Here is a 16,480-nt window from a genome sequence, read left to right as displayed (position 1 = left end):
GAGCGGTTTCAATAGTTGGTTCACGCGGATTTGCGTTAGTCGGCCGGATCCAGCTTGGACAGCCCCTTCAGGATATCGATGGCGTAGGCCAGCTGATAATCCTGCTCGCGGCGCTCTGCTGCGGCTTCGGCCTTGGCACGGTCTTCCTCGATCTGGCGGATCTCATCCTCGGACAGGCTGTCGTTGTTGAGACTACCACGCAGATCCGCTTCGGAACGGGAGCGGCGGCTGGTCGATGCATCCTCTTCCTCGGCCTCTGCGTTGGGGTTGCGACGTGGCTGTTCGACGACGATATCGGGCGACACGCCCAATGCCTGGATAGAACGGCCCGACGGCGTGTAGTAACGCGCGGTCGTCAGGCGCATCGCGCCATCGCCCTTCAGCGGCATGACGGTCTGAACCGACCCCTTACCAAAGGATTTGGTCCCGACAACAATCGCGCGACGATGATCCTGCAGCGCACCCGCAACAATTTCCGACGCCGATGCAGACCCGCCATTGATCAGCACCACAATCGGCTTGCCGTTCACCAAATCGCCCGGCGTCGCATTGAAGCGCTCTCCGTCTTCGGGGTCGCGACCACGGGTCGAGACGATTTCACCGCTGTCAAGGAAGGCATCAGCCACCTTGATCGCCTGCGTCAGCAGACCACCGGGGTTGTTGCGCAGGTCCAGCACGATGCCATTCACATTGTCGATGCCACCGGCTTCTTCCAGCTGCTTTTCCAGCCCCGCTTCCAGATTGGGGGTGGTCTGGTCATTGAAAGTGGTCAGGCGCAGCACGACGGTTTCGTCCTCAGTCCGGGCCCGGACTGCGGTCAGTTTGATCGTGTCGCGGATGATTGAGACGTCAAATGGCTCTGCCTCGCCTTCGCGCACGACGGTGATGACAATCTCCGAGCCGACCGGCCCGCGCATCAGATCGACCGCTTCGTCCAGCGCAAGCCCCAGAACGCTCTCACCGTCCACGTGGGTGATGAAATCGCCGGCCTCCATGCCCGCCTCATCCGCCGGGGTACCGTCGATCGGTGAGACAACTTTGACAAAGCCCTCTTCCTGCGTCACCTCGATGCCGAGGCCACCAAATTCACCCCGCGTCTGCACGCGCATGTTGGCCGCGTCGTCCGGCGACAGGTAGCTGGAATGCGGGTCCAGAGAGGATAGCATGCCGCCGATGGCGGCTTCGATTAACTCTGTTTCATCAACTTCTTCGACATATTGCACGCGGATGCGTTCAAAGATGTCCCCGAACAGGTCCAGCTGCTCGTAAACGCTGGCCTCTCGGCTGCCTTCCTGCGCCAGGAGCGGCTCAGCTACGTAGGTGGTGGCAAGGATCCCTGCCAGCGTGCCGCCCACTGCGGCCATCGCGAATTTTCTCATGAACTAATTTCCATCCTTGTCGGTGCGGAACCAGGTTTCGGGGTCCACCGGACTGTTGTCCATTCTCACTTCTATATAGAGCGTTTCTGTGCGGTCAGTTCCAGCCCCTTCACCGCTTAGTGACAATATGGCGCCGATTTCCGGGCTGTCGCCGCCCATCAGCCCAACAGGTGTTCCTGCCGGGATCACTTCACCCGCGCTGCCATAGACCTCTGCCAAGCCGGACAACACAAACAGCGTTTCGGGCTGCGGCTCCAGAATGACGACATTGCCCAAATCCAAAAGCGGCCCCTGATAGCGGATCGTAGCCGCTGTGGGAGAGACAACCAATGCGCGGGGGCGCGCAGCAACCAACCACCCGGGCCGCGCAATACCTGCGGCATCCTTTTCGCCATACCCCCGCAAGACCAGCCCTTCGACTGGCAGCGCGATATCGCCACGCAGGGTGCTGATATCGGCGTCGCTTTTGCTGATCTCACCCTCGGCAATCTCGGCCAGACCACTGGCAAAGCCGCTCAATGTCTCGGTCGAGGAAATCAGGATGGCGGTCCGCACAGGATCCTGCGTGAAGCGACGGGGCAAGCCGGTCCGGTCCGCAATCGCCGCAGACAGTTGCACACGCGCGTCCTGCACGCCGTTCAACCCATCCTGCAACGTGTTGGCCGCGCTTTGCTGCAACACCCGCAAGGTCTGGACCTCTTGCAGATCCCGTTTCAGAGCAGTGGCGCGCGATTGCAGCGCAGGCGTCACCTCGGCCAATGTCATCGCGGAACGCGCGGCCCCAAGCGGGCCAGAAGGGTGCAGCATCAAAACGGGCGGCGGCGAGGTTTCGATCATCTGCAGCACACCAAGCAGATCTGCCACGTCATCTTCACGCGCAGCCAGTTGCGCGGCCAGCTGACTCTCGCGCTGCGCAACCCGACGCAAGCCGTCGCGCATGGCTGCCAACCCGGCTTCGTAGGCCCGTACCGTCTCGGTCAATGCGGCCACACGATCACGGGCGCTTTCTGCCTCTTGCAGCGCAATGGTTGCCGCTTCCAGCTGATCCGCTGCGGCCTGAGCGGCGCGCGCTGGATTGTCTGCCGCCTGTGCAGGTGTCAGCCCCATCAGCAGCGCAAGGCCAAGGCCTGCGCGGCACAGAAAGCCAGACAGGATCGCGGCTGTTCTGATCATGCCAGCAGGCTCTCCCCTGTCATTTCCTCGGGTTTTTCGAGCCCCATCAATGCCAACAAAGTCGGCGCGAGATCCGCAAGACGGCCATCGCGCAGCGATGCGCCTTCCGGGCCACCAACCAGTGCGACAGGAACCAGATTGGTTGTATGCGCCGTATGTGCACCGCCGGTTTCAGGATCCACCATGACCTCGCAGTTGCCGTGGTCAGCGGTGACGATCATGGCGCCACCCGCGGCTTTGAGGGCGGCGACCACTTGTGTCAGCCCCTCATCCACCGCTTCACAGGCCTTGATCGCAGCATCCAGATCACCGGTATGGCCGACCATATCGGGGTTTGCGTAATTGGTTACGATCAGATCGTATCCAGCCTCGATCGCCTCGACGAATTTCGCCGTGACTTCGGGGGCGGACATTTCGGGCTGCAGATCATAGGTCGCAACCTTGGGCGATTTGGGCATGTAACGGTCTTCGCCTTCTTCCGGCTGCTCCTTGCCGCCATTGAGAAAGAAGGTGACATGGGGGTATTTTTCCGTCTCGGCGAGGCGGAACTGGCGTTTGCCCTGTTTTGCGACCCATTCCCCCAGTGTGTTGACAATCTCACGCTTGGGATAGGCTGTGTTCATATAGGCATTGTGACCCGCCGAATATTCCACCATCCCCAAAAGCCCAGCCAGAGCAGGGCGCGGGCCGGTTTCGAATTCTGCGAAATCCGGTTCGCCAATGGCCCGCAGAATTTCCCGCGCCCGGTCTGCACGGAAGTTCAGGCAGAAGATGCCATCGCCATCGCGAACCCCCTCATAGCCGTCGATGACCGTGGCCTTGACGAACTCATCAAGCTCCTCGCGCCCATAGCTTGCCTCGACCGCAGCAATGGCGGAACTGGCCGTGAACTGCCCCTTCCCCTTGATCATCGCCTCATAGGCCTGGCTGACACGTTCCCAGCGGTTGTCCCGGTCCATGGCATAGTAGCGGCCCGTTACAGTGGCAATGCGCGCGCCTTCTGCCATTTCGGTTTCCAGCTGCTCAAGATATCCCAGTGCAGATTTCGGGGCCACGTCCCGCCCGTCTGTCATCGCATGGAGCCACACGGGCACGCCCGCATCACGGATCGCCTTTATCGCCGCCAGTATGTGGGTCACATGGCCATGCACCCCCCCGTCGGAGACAAGCCCCATCAGATGGGCCGCACCGCCGCTTGCCTTGAGCTCAGCGATAAAAGCCTGCAATGCCTCGTTGTCGTAAAAAGATCCGTCCTCGATCGCGAGGTCAATCTGCCCCAGATCCATCGCAACCACGCGGCCAGCGCCAATGTTAGTGTGCCCAACCTCAGAGTTGCCCATTTGCCCGCTGGGCAGGCCAACATCGGGACCATGGGTGATCAGACGTGCCTGCGGACCCTTGGCCATGATGGCATCGAAAGTTGGCGTCTTGGCCAAGACCGGTGCGTTGGCCGTTCCCACATCACTGCTGCCCCAGCCGTCAAGAATACACAGAACAACAGGTTTGGGGATCGACATCGCTATAGGCTCCACTTTGCGCTGGTGCGGGTCTGGCCGGATTGCTCGGGGCCATCCACAGACCGGGTTTACTGCCTTCTACAGCTTTGCCGGGCATTGGGAAACAGCGGAAGGCAGCCAAGACCCGCCGCGCGCCCTTGCCGTATGAAAAAATCTCCACCACCCCCTGACGCCGGTGACACGGACAAGCCTTTGATATCGAAATAAACCCCAGCCGAGCGCAGATGGGGTGCACAAAAAAGCGGCAGAACAGCCTCTTTTCAAAATGGAACAAATAGTGAACATATAGGGGCAAGATGATACGTGATTCCTCATATGGGCAGGTGATTCACCTGCCGCGGCCTCCCGCATCCGGGCCGCATTCGTCCGGCTCTGCGCCTGCGGATCAGGTGGAAAACCCGGCCAAGGAACCAGGGGCGGACCCGGTTCTGACAGATGTGCTGCTGGATGCCCCTTTTGATCCCGCTGCCACGGGGTTTGTATTGTCGCTGCTGCCGCGCGAAACACAGCCGCTCTTGTGGGTTCGTGATCGCGCATCGCAGCGGGAAAACGGCCAGATCTACACGCCCGGCCTGCGACTGTTCGGGATCAGCTGCCCGGTTCTTCAGGTCACGGTCAGCCACCCCCGCGATGTTCTGTGGACGATGGAGGAAGGGGCGGCCTGCAGCGCGCTCTGCGCGGTTGTGGGGGAAATCCACGGCGCGCCAAGCGTGCTGGATTTCACAGCAACCAAGCGCCTGGCGATCAGGTCCGAAGCCTCTGGCGTGCCGCTCTACCTGATCCGAAGCGGAGACCCCGGCACGCTAAGCGCTGCGCGACAACGATGGCGGCTGGCCTCCCTGCCGTCCGAACCACACCCGGACGACCCGCAGGCCCCCGGCCAGCCCCGCTGGAGCGCAGAATTGTTTCGCGCCCGAAACAGGGCGCCAGGACATTGGGTTGCCCAATATGACACAGACACCTCCGTCTCGCATTGTCTCCGTCTGGTTCCCCGATCTCGCGATGGACAGATGGCGACAGATCATTCGCCAGCACCGCACCCTGCCCAGCGACGACATCCCCGTCGTGCTGAGCCGTGATGGCACACATGGGCCTGTGATCCACGCCACCAGTACCGCCGCGCGCACCCGTGGCATTGAGCCCGGCGCCCGCGTGGTTGATGTGCAGGCCATTCATCCGGACCTGCATGTGGAACCTGCCGACCCGGCGGGGGATCGCAGCTTTCTCGACCGGCTGGCGCTTTGGGCGCGGCGGTGGTCTCCCTGGACCGTGGCGGACCGGGACGACGGGCTGTTTCTGGACAGCCAAGGCGTCGCCCATCTCTTTGGCGGAGAAGCGGCCATGCTCAGCGATATTCAGCGACGCATGGCCATGCAGGGGCTGACGGCACATGTGGCAATGGCAGCGACCCCCGGCGCGGCGCAGGCGCTTGCGCGCTATGGCTCCATACAGATCTGCGATGACATTCCGGCCGCCCTTGCGCCCTTGCCCACGGCGGCGCTGCGGCTGGATGACACCACTGTTCAACTGCTCAACCGGCTTGGCCTGAAAACCATCGGTTCTCTGGCCGAGATGCCGCGCGTATCGCTGATGCGGCGATTTTCGACCCTTCCGGATGACCGCAATCCACTGGTGTTGCTTGATCGGGCTGTCGGGCGCACTGCTGATCCATTGAATGCACCGGTCGACCCTCAGCAGTTCATAACCCGCAGCCGCCTGCCGGAACCGGTGATGGACGCCGCGCCACATATGGCGGATCTGGCGCGCCAACTGTGCCAGCAATTGACCCAGGCCGAATACGGAGCCCGCAGCATAAGGCTGACGATCTACCGCATTGATGGCGAATGGCGACAACTGAGCCTGAACACGGCACGGGCCAGCCGAGACCCGGACCACATGCTGCGCCTGTTTCGGGACAAGCTGGAGCGGATCGATCCCGGTTTTGGCTTTGACCTGCTGACGTTGGAAGCCCTACAGGTCGAACCGCTTTCCCAGATCCAGCAGCGGCTGGATGGCCGCCGCGACAGTGATGCCGATCTGGCGGCCCTTCTGGACCGGCTGAGCGCACGGCTTGGTCAGGACAAGGTGAGCTGGTCCCGCTATGTGCAGACCCACAAACCCGAGGCCGTCGAACACCGGCAGCCCGCCATGGCGGGTGATCCCACACCGCCGCCTGCCCCACCAAGAGAGCGCCCCTTGCGCCTGCTTACACCCGCCGAAGAGGTTCAGGTGATCTATGCCGTGCCAGAAGGACCTCCTTCGCAATTTCGCTGGCGCCGGGTTCTTTACAAAACCGCGCGACATGAGGGACCGGAACGGATCGCTCCGGAATGGTGGCGTGACCGCCCCGGCACCCGGTTGCGGGACTATTACAAGGTCGAAGTCCAAGATGGGCGCCGCTTCTGGCTCTATCGCGAGGGCGTTGTTCATGATGGGCGCGGGGATACCCCGCGCTGGTTTCTGCATGGGCTGTTTGCCTGATGCCTCTGCAGGAAGGACATAAGCGCAGACATCTTGCCACAGGTGCCGCAAACGGCACCCAAGGGGGCTCTGCGTCGGGGGCTGGGTTTGCCGCCCCCCCGCGCAGCCCCTATGTTGAATTCGGTCTCGCCAGTTGTTTCTCGTTTCTTCATGCGGCGTCTGATGCGGTGGATCTGACGGCCACGGCCCATGCCCTTGGTTATGACAGTCTGGGGATTGCGGATCGCAACACGCTGGCTGGTGTGGTGCGACTGTTTACCGAGGCCAGGACAGCCTGCATTCGCCCCATGATCGGTGCGAGACTGATCCTGATGTGCGGCTGCGATCTGCTCGCCTATCCGCAAGACCGTGCCGCCTACGGCAGGCTGTCGTCGCTTTTGTCGCGTGGCAAAATGCAGACTGCCGATGGCAACTGGCAGGACAAGGGCGCCACCCACCTGACGCTGGACATGCTGCGGGAACATGCCGACGGGCTACACCTGATCCTGATGCCACCGGATGATCATGCAACCACGCTCCATCAGCTTGCACGGCTGCTGCCCGTCCTGCCCCAGATGCGCCATATCGCGGCGCGCTATCTCTATCGCGGCGACGATCGGGCTCGGATCAACCGTCTGGACCGGCTCGCCCGACAGCACGGGCTGATGCTCTTGGCGACAAATGATGTTCTCTATCATCGTCCGGATCGCCGCCCGCTGCAGGATGTGATGACCTGTATCCGCAATGGGACCACCATCGCCAAGGCAGGGTATCTGTTGGAGGCAAACGCCGAACGGCATCTGAAATCTCCTGAAGAGATGTGTCGCCTGTTTGCCGACTGGCCCCATGCCATTCGCGCAACACGCAAGCTCGCAGATGACATCACCTTTCAGCTCAGTGACCTGAAATACGAATACCCCCATGAGATCGTCCCCCAAGGCCAGCAACCACTGGAGCGGCTGCAACAGCTGACGTGGGAGGGCGCAAAAGAGCGTTATCCGGCGGGGGTGCCATCAGACGTCCGCCTGCTGATCGAAAAGGAATTCGACCTGATCGACCGCAAAGGCATCGCGCGGTATTTCCTGACCATTCACGACATTGTCCGCTTTGCCCGCGAAGATGCAGAGCCGCCTATCCTGTGCCAGGGACGCGGGTCCGCGGCAAATTCCGCCGTCTGTTACTGCCTGGGCATCACAGCGGTCGATCCAAGCCAAACAGATGTGCTGTTTGAGCGCTTTCTCAGTGAGGCCCGTGACGAACCACCCGACATCGACGTCGATTTCGAACACGAACGCCGTGAAGAGGTAATCCAATACATCTATCAGAAATATGGCCGCGCCCGCGCGGGTCTTTGCGCAACGGTGATCCATTACCGCCCCCGCTCTGCCATCCGCGAGGTAGGCAAGGCGATGGGCCTGTCCGAGGACGTGACCTCGAAACTGGCGGGCACAATCTGGGGCAGCTTCGAAGGTCAGATGGATGATGCCCGCGCGCGCGAGGCGGGTCTGGATCTGAGTGATCCCTATCTGCGTATGGTGCTGAAACTGGCCCGTGAGATGATCGGAATGCCACGCCATCTGTCACAGCACGTTGGTGGTTTCATCCTGACAGAGCGCCCGTTGACGGAAATTGTTCCCATCGGCAATGGCGCCATGGCGGACCGCAGTTTTATCGAATGGGACAAGGACGACATTGATGCGCTGGGGATTTTCAAGGTCGACGTGCTCGCGCTTGGCATGTTGACCTGCATCGCCAAGGTATTTGGCCTGCTCGAAGCACATTACGGGCGACAACTGGATATGGCCTCTGTTCCGCCAGAGGACAAAGCCACCTATAAGATGCTGTGCGAAGGTGACAGCCTGGGCGTATTTCAGGTGGAAAGCCGGGCCCAGATGGCCATGCTGCCCAAGCTGCGGCCCGACACGTTCTATGATCTGGTGATCGAGGTTGCGATCGTACGACCCGGCCCCATTCAGGGCGACATGGTCCACCCCTATCTGCGCAGGCGCCAGAAGCTGGAACCGGTCGACTACCCCCGCCCCGGTCCTGAATATCCGCAAGACGAAATGGAGCGCATCCTGCACCGCACCATGGGCGTGCCGATCTTTCAGGAACAGGCGATGAAGATCGCGATGGATGCGGCGCTGTTTTCCCCCGAAGAAAGCAACGCCCTGCGCAAGGCGATGGCCACGTTCCGTTCGCGCGGGACCATAGAAACGCTTCAGGACAAGATGGTCGGGCGCATGGTTGCGCGCGGGTATGATCCTGATTTCGCGCAGCGCTGCTTTGATCAGATCAAGGGGTTTGGTGAATACGGCTTTCCCGAAAGCCACGCCGCCAGTTTTGCCAAACTGGTCTATGTGTCCAGTTGGATGAAATGCCACTATCCCGCTGCTTTTGCCTGTGGGCTTTTGAACTCTCAGCCGATGGGGTTTTACGCCCCGGCCCAGATCGTCAGGGACGCAAGGGATCATGGCGTTGAGGTCCGCGCAGTGGATGTAAATTACTCAGACTGGGACTGCACATTGGAACCAACCGATCGCGGCTTTGCCCTGCGGCTGGGGATGCGGCAGGTCGACGGGATGCGGATGGATGCGGCGCAGCGGATCATGGCCGCTCGCGACAGCCCTTTTGCAGATGTTGCCGATCTAAAATCGCGCTGTCGGCTGGACGCCGGATCCCTGCGGCGTCTCGCGGCGGCCGATGCCTTGCGCAGCATGGGAATGGATCGACGGGCCGCACTTTGGCAGACGCAGGCGCTGAAGGATGCCCCGTCCCTGCCGATTTTCGAACACGCCGAAACTGCCGCACACGGAACGGAGCCAGAGGTCCACCTTCCTGCCATGCCGCGGGCGGAACATGTGGTGGCGGACTATCAAACCCTCAGGCTGTCTCTCAAGGCCCATCCCATGCAGTTCTTTCGTGCCAGCCTGCATGCCCAGAGAATTCACCGCGCACAGGATCTGAAGGACAGTCATCACGGTCAGCGTGTCTCGCTCGCCGGGCTGGTTCTCGTGCGTCAGAAACCCGGCAGCGCAAAAGGTGTCTGTTTCATCACGCTGGAGGATGAAACCGGCGTTGCCAACCTGGTGATCTGGCCCAAGCTGTTCACCCTGTTTCGCGCCACCATCATGTCAGCGCGGCTGCTAGTCGTGCATGGCCGTGTGCAGACCGATGGCAAGGTGATCCATGTGGTCGCCGACCGGCTGGAGGACGCGACCGACCGACTGGAACGTCTTTCGACAACCGCATTGCCACCGACCACCACCCGCGGCGATCATCCGACCCATCCGCTGCCAGCCCAGGTCGGCGCCGCAAACGCACAACCCGGCGGCGGGCACCGCCATCCGCGCGATGTGCGCGTGATCCCGAAATCACGCGACTTTCACTGACCTGTCAGCACCCTCGTCCCAGCCGAAGTCCGACCCAGAACCTGACCAGATGCCGCGTTGTCGGCCTGTCGGAACTGTCGCTCAATGTCCAGCAGGCGCTGCTTGCGCCAGAGCCCACCACCATAGCCAGTCAACGCGCCATCCGCTCCGATCACCCTGTGGCAGGGCACCACCAGCGCAATTTGATTGGCCCCATTCGCCCGTGCCACGGCCCGCGTCGCAGACGGCCTGCCGATCTCGGCTGCGATCTGTGAATAGCTGCGGGTCTGCCCTGCCGGAATCTGGCGCAGCTGGTCCCAGACCGCGCGCGCAAAATCCGACCCGTGATAGGCCAGCGGTGTCTGAAACCGCGCGGAACGACCTGCGAAAAATTCCGCGAGCTCGGCTCTGATCTGCTCGGTCGGTGGCGCAGAGCCGACCCCCAGATCCCCTTTGACAGCCTTTTGCAACTGATCCAGCTCACGCCGCAGAGCCTTGCGCTCCACGAACTCAAGAAGATGCAGTTCTGTTCGGCTGCTGACCGCGATCATATCGCCAAGCGGTGTGGCAATCCAATCCGCAAGCAGAAGGCCCTCACGCCCAAGGCTCCCTGGCGGGCGCCCCAGCAAACGCGCAAATGCAGCCCGAAAGGCGCTGGGAGATTCAAATTGCGCGTCTACCTGCGCGTCAATGACCCGCGCCCCATCACAGAGCGCAACAAACCCCTCCCGCAAACGCCGCTGGCGGGCCATCTCAAGGAAAGTCATGCCGAATTGCCGTTTGAAGCTGCGCCGCACTGTCGAGAGGTCAAACCCGAAACGCGTGATATCCGCTTCGCTCCAGCGATGTTCGGGCCGCTCTTCAAGCGCTGCGAGCAAGGTCGCCACAGCCGGATCTGCATCAGCCATTGGTCGCAACGGATGACACCGCTTGCAGGGGCGAAACCCCGCGTCCAGACACTCTCCCACGCTTCCGAAGAACTGGCAATTCTCCCGCTTGGGCTTGCGGGCCGGGCAGGTCAGTCGGCAAAAAATCCCGGTGCTGGAAACACAGACATAGGCCTGACCATCGAAACGGTCATCCCGGTCAACAAGCGCCTGATACAGCGCATCATGGTCAGGTAGATCAAACAACATGACACCATCCTACCATGTCGATCGAGACCTGCCGCCGGTAATCGGGCGCGTATTTCACAACACAGGCATAACAAAACAGGCAAAACAAAACAGCCGGGCTGTTGGCGGCCCGGCTGTCTTTGGAATGTTAGCGAAATGCTTAGCTCAGGTCGAACTGGGCCCAGACCGCATCGTGATCGGACAGCGGTCGGTCGTTGCTATCAAGAGACGGCACCAATGCGCTGTCTGTACTGCGCAAACCACGGATGCAGAACCAATCCAGTTTCATCACCCGATCCGGATGTGGGGTAATAAGGCTGGCGCGGGTGGTCATGCCGTCCGGTGTCGCGCTCCAGTCATAGCCTCGGGATCTGGCCAGATCGAACAGGGTTTCACGCTTCCAGTCAAAGTCAGGTGGCAGGTGGTTGCCAGTGTTGAGATCCCCGCCAATGACGACAGGCATGTCCGGCGCAAAATCATCCACCGCGTCCAGAAGCAATTCGAATTGAGCATGGCGATGGGCCGCATCCGCGTTGCTCTCCAGATGGGTGGAGACAAAGCAAACCGGGCCCGCATCCGTCGGAAGCACAGCAGCAATTGCCATTCGCCCGCCCAGTCGGGGCTGTTCCGGATCGGCCGGCACCTCGTCAGAGGAATACCAATGGCCATGATCATCCAGCCGGATCAGCCTGACCCGTTCTGGTTTCACGGCCGAGAGGATGGCGTTGCCATGCCAGCCGAGACGATTGAAATCATCCTTGCAAAAGGCCTGCTCGGTCGGGCCACCAAGATCCAGCTCGTGAAACTCCACCCCGAAGAGATAGGTCATGCCCATCGCCTCGGCCATGGCTTCGGTGGTGTGGCGCTGGCCCGTGCGCGCCATACCGTGATCGACCTCGGACAACAGAACAACCTGGGGCGCGAAACGCTCCATATGCGCAGCAGTGTCTTCCGGAAACAGGCACCGTTCGACGTTCCAGGTCACGACAGAAACGCTGGCAGGCAGCGACGTGCGCTGTGCCGTGCCACCCGCCTGCAGCGCGTTCATCGCTGGGACCTCTGCCATCAAAGCGCGATGAGACGCTGCCGTGCGAGGCGCGGATTTGATCCGCGCCTGCATCTCTGCCGTTACAGACGGCAGCTTTTCAACAATCTGTGTCAAAGACGCATTCCCGACGCTGCATCAAACAGACAGATCGCGGCCGGATCGACAGAGATCTGATGCGCACCCGGATCTACCGGAATATCCTTCAGCACATGGATCGTGAACGGCTGGCCGCCCAGTTTACCATGCAGCAGGCGATGCGCGCCCAGTTCTTCGATCAGTTCCACGTTGATGGACACACCACCCTCGCTGACCAGCTGCACGTCTTCCGGACGAATGCCCAGCTTGACTGCGCCCTGCGCAGAGGTCTGCAGCGCCCCCATGGCCACACCATCTGCCAATGTGACCTGACCGCCAGTGATGGTGGCATCAATCAGGTTCATTGGCGGCGCCCCCATGAAAGAAGCAACAAAGACAGACGCTGGATTATGATAGATTTCGGACGGTGTGCCGATCTGCTCAATGCGACCACCGTTCAGAACGATGATCCGATCCGCCATTGTCATGGCTTCGACCTGATCGTGGGTCACGTAGATCGAGGTCACACCCAAACGACGCTGGAGGGCCTTGATCTCAATCCGCATCTGGTTGCGCAGCTTTGCATCCAGGTTCGACAGCGGTTCGTCAAACAGGAACAAAGCCGGATCGCGCACGATCGCACGTCCCATTGCGACACGTTGACGTTGGCCACCAGACAACTGAGACGGCTTGCGTTCCAGATACTCTTCGAGGTTCAGCATCTTGGCGGCCTCGGCCACCTTGCGCTCGATCTCATCCGCAGGGGTTTTGCGGTTTTTCAGACCATAGGCGATGTTCTTGCGCACCGTCATATGCGGATAAAGCGCATAGTTCTGGAACACCATCGCGATATCGCGGTCGGCCGGATCCACGTTGTTCACCACCCGGTCGCCGATTTCCAGCGTGCCTTCGGTGATATCCTCAAGACCTGCGATCATGCGCAGCAGTGTGGACTTGCCACAGCCGGACGGGCCGACCAGGACGACGAATTCGCCGTCCTCGATCTTGAAGCTAGAGGAAGTAACGGCCTCAACCCCATTGGGGTAGACCTTGCGTACAGAATTCAGGGTAACCTGAGCCATTGTGTGAAGTCCTTACTTATCGGATTCCGTCAGGCCCTTGACGAACCAGCTTTGGAAGAAAATGACGACTGCCACAGGGGGCAGGATGGCGATGACCGCGAGAAGGTTGGCGCGACCGAATTCGGGCACATTGGTCCCTTCGAGGGTCTGGGTGATCTGCTTGATCCCACGCACCAGCGTATACATGTCCTCTTCGGTGGTGATCATGGTGGGCCACAGATACTGGTTCCAACCAAAGACAAACATGATGATGAACATCGCAGCGATCATGGTTTTGGACAGCGGCACAAGGATATCGATGAAGAATTTCACCGGCCCCGCCCCATCAATGCGCGCCGCTTCTACCAGCTCTTCGGGTACAGAGCGGAAGAACTGACGGAAAAAGAAGGTCGCTGTTGCCGAGGCGATCAGCGGAATGATCAGACCCTGATAGGTGTTGAGCATGCCCAGCTGCTGGACCACCTCGTAAGAGGGCAGAATACGTACCTCCAGCGGCAGAAGCAGCGTGGTGAAGATCACCCAGAACGCCAGCGTTGCAAAACGCAGGCGGAAATAGACGATGGCATAGGCCGCCATCATGGCGATCAGAATTTTACCCAGCGCAAAACCGATGCCCAGCACGAAGGAGTTGAACAGCATCCGCATGCCGGTATTGGCCCCGGAGAAGCCAGAGGCCTCAAACATGGCCTTTTCAAAGTTGTCGTCGAACTGGTCGCCGATCTTCAGTTGCGGGCCGTATTTGATGATGTCCACATCCGGCACGGTTGTGGTCAGAACCACCATGATCAGCGGCACCAGCATGAACAGCGAGCCGAGGATCAGAACGGTGTGGTCGCCAATCGCCCCCCAATTGATGGAGCGGCGCGGCGTTTGAACGTGTGTTTGGTCTGCCATGTCAGCCCCCTCAGGTATAGTGAATCCGACGATCGATCAGCCGGAACTGAAAGACCGTGAGCGCCAGAACAAGGACCATCAGGATCACGGACTGCGCCGAGGAACCGCCCAGATCGTTACCGCGGAAACCGTCGACATAAACCTTGTAGACAAGGGTCATCGGGTTGTTACCCGGCTCGCCCTTTACCAGGGTGTCAACGATGCCGAAGGTGTCGAACAGCGCATATGTGATATTGATGATCAGCAGGAAAAAGCCGGTCGGCGCCAGCAGCGGGAACGTCACATCCCAGAACCGCCCCGTGGCCGACCCGTTGTCGATCAGAGCCGCTTCGCGCACCGAACGCGGAATGGACTGCAAGCCGGACAGGAAAAAGATGAAGTTGACCGGGATCTGTTTCCAGACGGACACCAGAACCATGGCCGCCGCCGTATCATTGAAGTTCACGCCCAGAACAAAGTCCCAGCCGAAGAACCCAGCCAGTCGAGTCAACGGCCCCCAGCTCTGGTCGAACATGATCAGACCAATGAACCCCGCGACCGGAGGTGCAACCGCATAGACCCACATCAAAAGCGTCCGGTAGGTGCGGGCACCGCGCAGAACATTATCCGCCTTGACCGCCAGCAACAGCGCGATTGCCAGCGAGAAGAAGGTCACCAGCACAGTGAACACCAGCGTAAACAGCGCAACCCGGCGATACTCGGAATTGCCGAGCAGGTCGGTGTAATTCTCCAGGCCCACAAATGTGGAGCCAAACCCGAACGGATCTTGCAGGTAGAACGATGACTGAATTGCGTGCCATGCAGGCCAGTAGAAGAAAATAGCGATGATGACGAGCTGCGGCATCAGCAGCATGATCGGCATCCACTTGGTTGAGAACCCGGCGCGTTTCACGGTGAACCTCTTAGTTTGAATGCGTTACGGCCGCAGAGGCTGCGGCCGTAACAAAGTGGGGAAAGCCCCGCGAAATTAGCCTTGGGTTTTGGCAAAGCGTGCCAGCAGGTTGTTCGCTTCGTCCTCGATGGTCTTGAACGCGTCTTCAACCGAGGTCTCGCCGGTCAGGATGCGGCCGTACTCACGGTTCATCACGTCGCGGATCTGAACATAAAAGCCCATGCGGTAGCCTTTGGTGTTGTCACCGCCCGGCAGCGACAGCTGCTGGATGCCAACTTCAGCGGCAGGCGCACGATCATAGTGACCGTCTGCTTTTGCCATTTCATAGGCCGCTTCGGTGATCGGCACATAGCCGGTTTCCTTGTGCCAGAAGTACTGAACTTCGGCAGAGGTCAGGAAGTCGAAGAACGCCGCAGTTGCTTTGTTTTCTTCTTCATCATGGCCAGCCATTGCAAACAGAGACGCACCACCGATGAAGGTCTGGGTCGGCTCTTTGGTCACACCTTCCCAATAGGGCAGCATGGTTGCGGAGAAATCAAACGGCAGGTCTTTCTTGCTCAGACCACCAAAAGAACCGGAAGACCCCAGCCACATGGCAACTTTGCCTTCTTCGAAGGGGGTCTGGTTGTCGCCCCAACCGGTGCCGAACCATTCGAAATAACCGTTGTCTTTCCAGTCTTTGACGGCGCTGAAATGCGCTTTGATTGCGTCATTGTTGACCAGGATTTGAGTGTCGGTGCCGTCATAGCCGTTGTTGTTGGTTGCGAACGGCAGGTTGTGGCGGGAGTGGAAGTTTTCGGTAAAGATCCACGGCAGGTGCGACTGGGACAGGGCGGTATAGCCCGCCTCTTTCAGAGCCGGAGCGGTGACCGTCTGGAACTCTTCCCAGGTTTTCGGTGCGCTTACGCCCGCTTTTTCAAGCGCCTGAACATTGAAATACATGATCGGCGTGGAGGAGTTGAACGGCATACCGATCATCTTGCCATCGCTGTCGGCGTAGAAATAGCGCACACCAGCAATGTAGTCGTTGATGTCAAAATCAACACCGTTGTCGGCCAGCAGATCCTGAACAGGAATGGTCGCGCCCTTCGCACCGATCACGGTTGCAGCACCGGCGTCGAACACCTGCATTACATTGGGCTGCTCGCCTGCGCGGAAGGCCGCGATGCCAGCGGTGAGGGTCTCTTCATAGGTGCCCTTGAAAACCGGGGTGATCTTGTATTCATCCTGGCTTGCGTTGAAGTCGGACGCGATCTGGTTGACGGTGTCACCCAGCGCGCCGCCCATGGCGTGCCACCAGGTAATTTCTGTTTCAGCAAAAGCAGCATTGGCAGCGAATGCCAGCGTGGCAGCGGTTGTAAACGCGATACGTTTCATCTTCTGTCTCCGGTCCTCCGTCACCCGATGCGGGCAGACGGTTCCAATTTGAACCACGGCGACCGGTTCAGTCCACCGCGGTATTATGAATTGGCCT

General features: G+C 60.2%; 12 protein-coding genes. 3 read left to right on the top strand and 9 right to left on the bottom strand.

Annotation, left to right across the window (positions count from 1 at the left end; genetic code table 11):
• Positions 1–35 precede the first annotated feature (35 nt).
• Genes KUV39_RS04645 through gpmI form a run of 3 tightly spaced genes read right to left on the bottom strand, consistent with a single transcriptional unit; the run spans position 36 to position 4,069 of the window.
• Positions 36–1,379: a S41 family peptidase gene (locus tag KUV39_RS04645; protein ID WP_037302584.1), complete on the bottom strand. Its 1,344-nt coding sequence runs from the start codon at positions 1,377–1,379 to the stop codon at positions 36–38.
• A gap of 3 nt (positions 1,380–1,382) precedes the next feature.
• On the bottom strand, positions 1,383–2,552 hold the full coding sequence (locus KUV39_RS04640) for a murein hydrolase activator EnvC family protein (RefSeq protein ID WP_222459088.1): 1,170 nt from the start codon (positions 2,550–2,552) through the stop codon (positions 1,383–1,385).
• Complete coding sequence (gene gpmI, locus KUV39_RS04635) at positions 2,549–4,069, bottom strand: 2,3-bisphosphoglycerate-independent phosphoglycerate mutase (protein WP_222459087.1); 1,521 nt, start codon at positions 4,067–4,069, stop codon at positions 2,549–2,551. Before gpmI ends, KUV39_RS04640 begins: the two co-directional genes overlap by 4 nt.
• Positions 4,070–4,365: 296 nt before the next feature.
• Between gpmI and KUV39_RS04630 the strand changes: the two genes are divergently transcribed.
• The 3 genes from KUV39_RS04630 to KUV39_RS04620 are packed head-to-tail and all read left to right on the top strand — an operon-like array spanning position 4,366 to position 9,921.
• The gene (locus KUV39_RS04630; protein WP_082095529.1) at positions 4,366–5,148 is read left to right on the top strand and encodes an ImuA family protein; all 783 of its coding nucleotides are present in this window, start codon (positions 4,366–4,368) and stop codon (positions 5,146–5,148) included.
• Positions 5,072–6,550, top strand: coding sequence for a Y-family DNA polymerase (locus KUV39_RS04625; RefSeq protein WP_222459401.1), 1,479 nt, complete (start codon positions 5,072–5,074; stop codon positions 6,548–6,550). The genes KUV39_RS04630 and KUV39_RS04625 overlap by 77 nt, the downstream gene beginning before the upstream one ends.
• Positions 6,550–9,921, top strand: coding sequence for an error-prone DNA polymerase (locus KUV39_RS04620; RefSeq protein ID WP_222459086.1), 3,372 nt, complete (start codon positions 6,550–6,552; stop codon positions 9,919–9,921). The genes KUV39_RS04625 and KUV39_RS04620 overlap by 1 nt, the downstream gene beginning before the upstream one ends.
• Here KUV39_RS04620 and KUV39_RS04615 read toward each other — a convergent pair.
• From KUV39_RS04615 to KUV39_RS04590, 6 genes are all read right to left on the bottom strand, one after another.
• The gene (locus KUV39_RS04615; protein WP_222459085.1) at positions 9,915–11,036 is read right to left on the bottom strand and encodes a bifunctional transcriptional activator/DNA repair enzyme AdaA; all 1,122 of its coding nucleotides are present in this window, start codon (positions 11,034–11,036) and stop codon (positions 9,915–9,917) included. The two genes, KUV39_RS04620 and KUV39_RS04615, sit on opposite strands and share 7 nt — an antisense overlap.
• 139 nt (positions 11,037–11,175) lie before the next feature.
• Entirely contained in the window at positions 11,176–12,177 is a 1,002-nt protein-coding gene (locus KUV39_RS04610; protein WP_222459084.1) for an endonuclease/exonuclease/phosphatase family protein, read from the bottom strand.
• A complete protein-coding gene (locus tag KUV39_RS04605; RefSeq protein WP_008559245.1) occupies positions 12,174–13,220 on the bottom strand; it encodes an ABC transporter ATP-binding protein in 1,047 nt (348 codons plus the stop codon). The genes KUV39_RS04610 and KUV39_RS04605 overlap by 4 nt, the downstream gene beginning before the upstream one ends.
• Positions 13,221–13,232: 12 nt before the next feature.
• On the bottom strand, positions 13,233–14,114 hold the full coding sequence (locus KUV39_RS04600; RefSeq protein ID WP_046210542.1) for an ABC transporter permease subunit: 882 nt from the start codon (positions 14,112–14,114) through the stop codon (positions 13,233–13,235).
• Between the two features lie 10 nt (positions 14,115–14,124).
• Positions 14,125–15,006 (bottom strand): ABC transporter permease subunit, encoded by an 882-nt coding sequence (locus KUV39_RS04595; RefSeq protein ID WP_008559337.1) that lies wholly within the window; start codon positions 15,004–15,006, stop codon positions 14,125–14,127.
• Between the two features lie 75 nt (positions 15,007–15,081).
• Positions 15,082–16,383 carry an extracellular solute-binding protein gene (locus KUV39_RS04590; protein WP_222459083.1) on the bottom strand — a complete coding sequence of 434 codons (1,302 nt, stop codon included), beginning with the start codon at positions 16,381–16,383 and terminating at the stop codon, positions 15,082–15,084.
• Positions 16,384–16,480: the final 97 nt, after the last annotated feature.

The organism is Phaeobacter italicus, from assembly GCF_019801785.1.
GTDB lineage: Bacteria > Pseudomonadota > Alphaproteobacteria > Rhodobacterales > Rhodobacteraceae > Phaeobacter > Phaeobacter italicus.
This window is presented reverse-complemented; position numbering and strand designations above follow the sequence as displayed.

What these genes read in the sequence shown, in the direction of transcription:
- KUV39_RS04645 (WP_037302584.1), bottom strand. Translation starts at nt 1,379, where the DNA reads ATGAGAAAATTCGCGATGGCCGCAGTGGGCGGCACGCTGGCAGGGATC.
- KUV39_RS04630 (WP_082095529.1), top strand. Translation starts at nt 4,366, where the DNA reads ATGATACGTGATTCCTCATATGGGCAGGTGATTCACCTGCCGCGGCCT.
- KUV39_RS04600 (WP_046210542.1), bottom strand. Translation starts at nt 14,114, where the DNA reads ATGGCAGACCAAACACACGTTCAAACGCCGCGCCGCTCCATCAATTGG.
- KUV39_RS04615 (WP_222459085.1), bottom strand. Translation starts at nt 11,036, where the DNA reads ATGTTGTTTGATCTACCTGACCATGATGCGCTGTATCAGGCGCTTGTT.
- KUV39_RS04605 (WP_008559245.1), bottom strand. Translation starts at nt 13,220, where the DNA reads ATGGCTCAGGTTACCCTGAATTCTGTACGCAAGGTCTACCCCAATGGG.
- KUV39_RS04625 (WP_222459401.1), top strand. Translation starts at nt 5,072, where the DNA reads ATGGACAGATGGCGACAGATCATTCGCCAGCACCGCACCCTGCCCAGC.
- KUV39_RS04640 (WP_222459088.1), bottom strand. Translation starts at nt 2,552, where the DNA reads ATGATCAGAACAGCCGCGATCCTGTCTGGCTTTCTGTGCCGCGCAGGC.
- KUV39_RS04620 (WP_222459086.1), top strand. Translation starts at nt 6,550, where the DNA reads ATGCCTCTGCAGGAAGGACATAAGCGCAGACATCTTGCCACAGGTGCC.
- gpmI (WP_222459087.1), bottom strand. Translation starts at nt 4,069, where the DNA reads ATGTCGATCCCCAAACCTGTTGTTCTGTGTATTCTTGACGGCTGGGGC.
- KUV39_RS04590 (WP_222459083.1), bottom strand. Translation starts at nt 16,383, where the DNA reads ATGAAACGTATCGCGTTTACAACCGCTGCCACGCTGGCATTCGCTGCC.